Origin of the sequence: Pseudarthrobacter sp. 1C304 (assembly GCF_052245515.1) — a bacterium.
Classification (GTDB): Bacteria; Actinomycetota; Actinomycetes; order Actinomycetales; family Micrococcaceae; genus Arthrobacter.
Genome location: NZ_JBQQCH010000017.1, coordinates 1 through 5,410, shown reverse-complemented (window position 1 = coordinate 5,410; position 5,410 = coordinate 1). Strand labels below are relative to the sequence as shown.

The window sequence follows — 5,410 nt, the reverse complement described above, 5'->3', positions numbered from 1 at the left end:
TCCCGTTTTCCCGGGGGTGTTGGTTGTGTCTGTTTTACTTCAACGGAGAGTTTGATCCTGGCTCAGGATGAACGCTGGCGGCGTGCTTAACACATGCAAGTCGAACGATGATCCGGTGCTTGCACCGGGGATTAGTGGCGAACGGGTGAGTAACACGTGAGTAACCTGCCCTTAACTCTGGGATAAGCCTGGGAAACTGGGTCTAATACCGGATATGACTCCTCATCGCATGGTGGGGGGTGGAAAGCTTTTTGTGGTTTTGGATGGACTCGCGGCCTATCAGCTTGTTGGTGAGGTAATGGCTCACCAAGGCGACGACGGGTAGCCGGCCTGAGAGGGTGACCGGCCACACTGGGACTGAGACACGGCCCAGACTCCTACGGGAGGCAGCAGTGGGGAATATTGCACAATGGGCGAAAGCCTGATGCAGCGACGCCGCGTGAGGGATGACGGCCTTCGGGTTGTAAACCTCTTTCAGTAGGGAAGAAGCGAAAGTGACGGTACCTGCAGAAGAAGCGCCGGCTAACTACGTGCCAGCAGCCGCGGTAATACGTAGGGCGCAAGCGTTATCCGGAATTATTGGGCGTAAAGAGCTCGTAGGCGGTTTGTCGCGTCTGCCGTGAAAGTCCGGGGCTCAACTCCGGATCTGCGGTGGGTACGGGCAGACTAGAGTGATGTAGGGGAGACTGGAATTCCTGGTGTAGCGGTGAAATGCGCAGATATCAGGAGGAACACCGATGGCGAAGGCAGGTCTCTGGGCATTAACTGACGCTGAGGAGCGAAAGCATGGGGAGCGAACAGGATTAGATACCCTGGTAGTCCATGCCGTAAACGTTGGGCACTAGGTGTGGGGGACATTCCACGTTTTCCGCGCCGTAGCTAACGCATTAAGTGCCCCGCCTGGGGAGTACGGCCGCAAGGCTAAAACTCAAAGGAATTGACGGGGGCCCGCACAAGCGGCGGAGCATGCGGATTAATTCGATGCAACGCGAAGAACCTTACCAAGGCTTGACATGAACCGGTAATACCTGGAAACAGGTGCCCCGCTTGCGGTCGGTTTACAGGTGGTGCATGGTTGTCGTCAGCTCGTGTCGTGAGATGTTGGGTTAAGTCCCGCAACGAGCGCAACCCTCGTTCTATGTTGCCAGCACGTGATGGTGGGGACTCATAGGAGACTGCCGGGGTCAACTCGGAGGAAGGTGGGGACGACGTCAAATCATCATGCCCCTTATGTCTTGGGCTTCACGCATGCTACAATGGCCGGTACAAAGGGTTGCGATACTGTGAGGTGGAGCTAATCCCAAAAAGCCGGTCTCAGTTCGGATTGGGGTCTGCAACTCGACCCCATGAAGTCGGAGTCGCTAGTAATCGCAGATCAGCAACGCTGCGGTGAATACGTTCCCGGGCCTTGTACACACCGCCCGTCAAGTCACGAAAGTTGGTAACACCCGAAGCCGGTGGCCTAACCCCTTGTGGGAGGGAGCTGTCGAAGGTGGGACTGGCGATTGGGACTAAGTCGTAACAAGGTAGCCGTACCGGAAGGTGCGGCTGGATCACCTCCTTTCTAAGGAGCGCCTACAACAACCCTGCCCCGTGTATGCGGGTGTGGTGGTGTTGTCAGGAGTACGCCCGTTGCGCAGACGTTTGTTCTGCGGCGGGTGCTCACGGGTGGAATATCAACAAATAGGTGCCTGGCGGCACTCGCCGGCAGCTAGTACGGACACTCTTTCCCTTCGGGGTTGGAGGGTCCTGGAACGTCTGCTGGTAGGTATCGCCGGGTAGTGTTTGGCACACTGTTGGGTCCTGAGGCAACAGGGCCGTGGTTCATGGTTCGTCCCTTTTTGGGGGCGGGGTGTGGGGTGCGGGGCTTGTTTGTTTCTGGTTTCCTGGCTGCACCGATCATGCATGTAAGTGTGTGTGGGGTGTGTGGTACGGGGTTGTTGTTTGAGAACTACATAGTGGACGCGAGCATCTTTTATAAGAAGCAATTTCCAAGAAATATGAACCTGGATCTGTCGTGATGTGCTTGCTGCCTTTTGGGTGGTGGGTGTGTTGCGTCTGGTTCCATGGTTTTCTCGAAATTACTCCTTGATCTTTTGTGGTCAAGTTTTTAAGAGCACACGGTGGATGCCTTGGCATTAGGAGCCGAAGAAGGACGTAGGAATCTGCGATAAGCCTGGGGGAGTCGATAACCGGACTGTGATCCCAGGGTGTCCGAATGGGGAAACCCCGCCAGGGGCGCGAGTTACCTGGTGACCCGCATCTGAACACATAGGGTGCGTGGAGGGAACGCGGGGAAGTGAAACATCTCAGTACCCGCAGGAAGAGAAAACAATAGTGATTCCGTCAGTAGTGGCGAGCGAACGCGGATCAGGCTAAACCGTTCCATGTGTGATAGCCGGCGGGCGTTGCATGGTCGGGGTTGTGGGACTTCCCACTCCAGCTCTGCCGGGCTGGGAAGGTGAGTAGTACAGGCATAGGTGAACGGTCTTGAAAGGCCGGCCAGAGAGGGTGTGAGCCCCGTAACCGAAATGTTGTGTACCGCCTGGTGAAGTATCCCAAGTAGCACGGGGCCCGAGAAATCCCGTGCGAATCTGTCAGGACCACCTGATAAGCCTAAATACTCCCTAATGACCGATAGCGGACCAGTACCGTGAGGGAAAGGTGAAAAGTACCCCGGGAGGGGAGTGAAACAGTACCTGAAACCGTGTGCTTACAATCCGTCGGAGCCATCATAGCTTGCTGTGTTGTGGTGACGGCGTGCCTTTTGAAGAATGAGCCTGCGAGTTAGTGTTACGTCGCGAGGTTAACCCGTGTGGGGAAGCCGTAGCGAAAGCGAGTCTGAACAGGGCGTTGCAGTGGCGTGATCTAGACCCGAAGCGAAGTGATCTACCCATGGCCAGGTTGAAGCGACGGTAAGACGTCGTGGAGGACCGAACCCACTTCAGTTGAAAATGGAGGGGATGAGCTGTGGGTAGGGGTGAAAGGCCAATCAAACTTCGTGATAGCTGGTTCTCCCCGAAATGCATTTAGGTGCAGCGTTGCGTGTTTCTTACCGGAGGTAGAGCTACTGGATGGCTAATGGGCCCTACAAGGTTACTGACGTCAGCCAAACTCCGAATGCCGGTAAGTGAGAGCGCAGCAGTGAGACTGTGGGGGATAAGCTTCATAGTCGAGAGGGAAACAGCCCAGACCACCAACTAAGGCCCCTAAGCGTGTGCTAAGTGGGAAAGGATGTGGAGTTGCGAAGACAACCAGGAGGTTGGCTTAGAAGCAGCCATCCTTAAAAGAGTGCGTAATAGCTCACTGGTCAAGTGATTCCGCGCCGACAATGTAGCGGGGCTCAAGTACACCGCCGAAGTTGTGGATTTCAGACATGTGCCAAGCCCTTGTGGTTCAGGCGTCTGGAGTGGTAGGGGAGCGTCGTGTGGGCAGTGAAGTCGCGGTGTAAACCAGCGGTGGAGCCTACACGAGTGAGAATGCAGGCATGAGTAGCGAAAGACGGGTGAGAAACCCGTCCGCCGAATGATCAAGGGTTCCAGGGTCAAGCTAATCTGCCCTGGGTAAGTCGGGACCTAAGGCGAGGCCGACAGGCGTAGTCGATGGACAACGGGTTGATATTCCCGTACCGGCGAAAAACCGCCCATGCTGAACAGGGGATACTAACCGCCCGAGACCTGCCCGACACCCCTTGTGGGTGAAGGGTTTTGGTGGAGCGCGGGACCTGATCCTGGGAGGCAAGCGTATTAACAGGTGTGACGCAGGAAGGTAGCCAAGCCGGGCGATGGTTGTCCCGGTCTAAGGATGTAGGGCGAACGGTAGGCAAATCCGCCGTTCATGATGCCTGAGACCCGATGGGACCCCCGTATGGGGGGATTTGGTGATCCTATGCTGCCGAGAAAAGCATCGACGCGAGGTTTTAGCCGCCCGTACCCCAAACCGACACAGGTGATCAGGTAGAGAATACTAAGGCGATCGAGAGAATTATGGTTAAGGAACTCGGCAAAATGCCCCCGTAACTTCGGGAGAAGGGGGGCCCCAACCTTGAACGCCACTTGCTGGCGGGAGGGGATCAGGGCCGCAGAGACCAGGGGGAAGCGACTGTTTACTAAAAACACAGGTCCGTGCGAAGTCGCAAGACGATGTATACGGACTGACTCCTGCCCGGTGCTGGAAGGTTAAGAGGACCGGTTAGCCGCAAGGCGAAGCTGAGAATTTAAGCCCCAGTAAACGGCGGTGGTAACTATAACCATCCTAAGGTAGCGAAATTCCTTGTCGGGTAAGTTCCGACCTGCACGAATGGAGTAACGACTTCCCCGCTGTCTCAACCATAAACTCGGCGAAATTGCAGTACGAGTAAAGATGCTCGTTACGCGCAGCAGGACGGAAAGACCCCGAGACCTTTACTATAGTTTGGTATTGGTGTTCGGAGTGGCTTGTGTAGGATAGGTGGGAGACGTTGAAGCCCGGACGCCAGTTCGGGTGGAGTCATCGTTGAAATACCACTCTGGTCACTTTGGACATCTAACTTCGGCCCGTAATCCGGGTCAGGGACAGTGCCTGATGGGTAGTTTAACTGGGGCGGTTGCCTCCTAAAAAGTAACGGAGGCGCCCAAAGGTTCCCTCAGCCTGGTTGGCAATCAGGTGGCGAGTGTAAGTGCACAAGGGAGCTTGACTGTGAGAGAGACATCTCGAGCAGGGACGAAAGTCGGGACTAGTGATCCGGCGGTACATTGTGGAATGGCCGTCGCTCAACGGATAAAAGGTACCTCGGGGATAACAGGCTGATCTTGCCCAAGAGTCCATATCGACGGCATGGTTTGGCACCTCGATGTCGGCTCGTCGCATCCTGGGGCTGGAGTAGGTCCCAAGGGTTGGGCTGTTCGCCCATTAAAGCGGTACGCGAGCTGGGTTTAGAACGTCGTGAGACAGTTCGGTCCCTATCCGCTGCGCGCGCAGGAAATTTGAGAAGGGCTGTCCTTAGTACGAGAGGACCGGGACGGACGAACCTCTGGTGTGTCAGTTGTACTGCCAAGTGCACCGCTGATTAGCTACGTTCGGATGGGATAACCGCTGAAAGCATCTAAGCGGGAAGCTCGCTTCGAGATGAGATTTCCATACACCTTGTGTGTGAGAGGCCCCCAGCCAGACCACTGGGTTGATAGGCCGGATGTGGAAGCGAGGACTAACGACTCGTGAAGCTGACCGGTACTAATAGGCCGATAACTTACACCACACACCCTCTTCGTGAACGGATTCAAAAGACGTTCACACCAAGAAGCAGGGTACAAAGAAACAAGACTGCTTGCGTCCACTATGTGGTTCCCAACCAACAAACCCGCCACCACGGCGAGATGTTGCACAGGAACCAACAACTGAATAACAACACCACAGTTCTAACATCACAGTT

The 5,410-nt window shown here is 55.5% G+C and carries 2 rRNA genes; both read left to right on the top strand.

The window, feature by feature from the left end:
• Window positions 1-39: 39 nt before the first annotated feature.
• Window positions 40-1,564 (top strand): 16S ribosomal RNA (locus ACTWQD_RS18340).
• Between the two features lie 536 nt (window positions 1,565-2,100).
• Window positions 2,101-5,236: ribosomal RNA gene (locus tag ACTWQD_RS18335) — 23S ribosomal RNA — on the top strand.
• Together the 16S and 23S rRNA genes form the textbook arrangement of a ribosomal RNA operon.
• Window positions 5,237-5,410 lie beyond the last annotated feature (174 nt).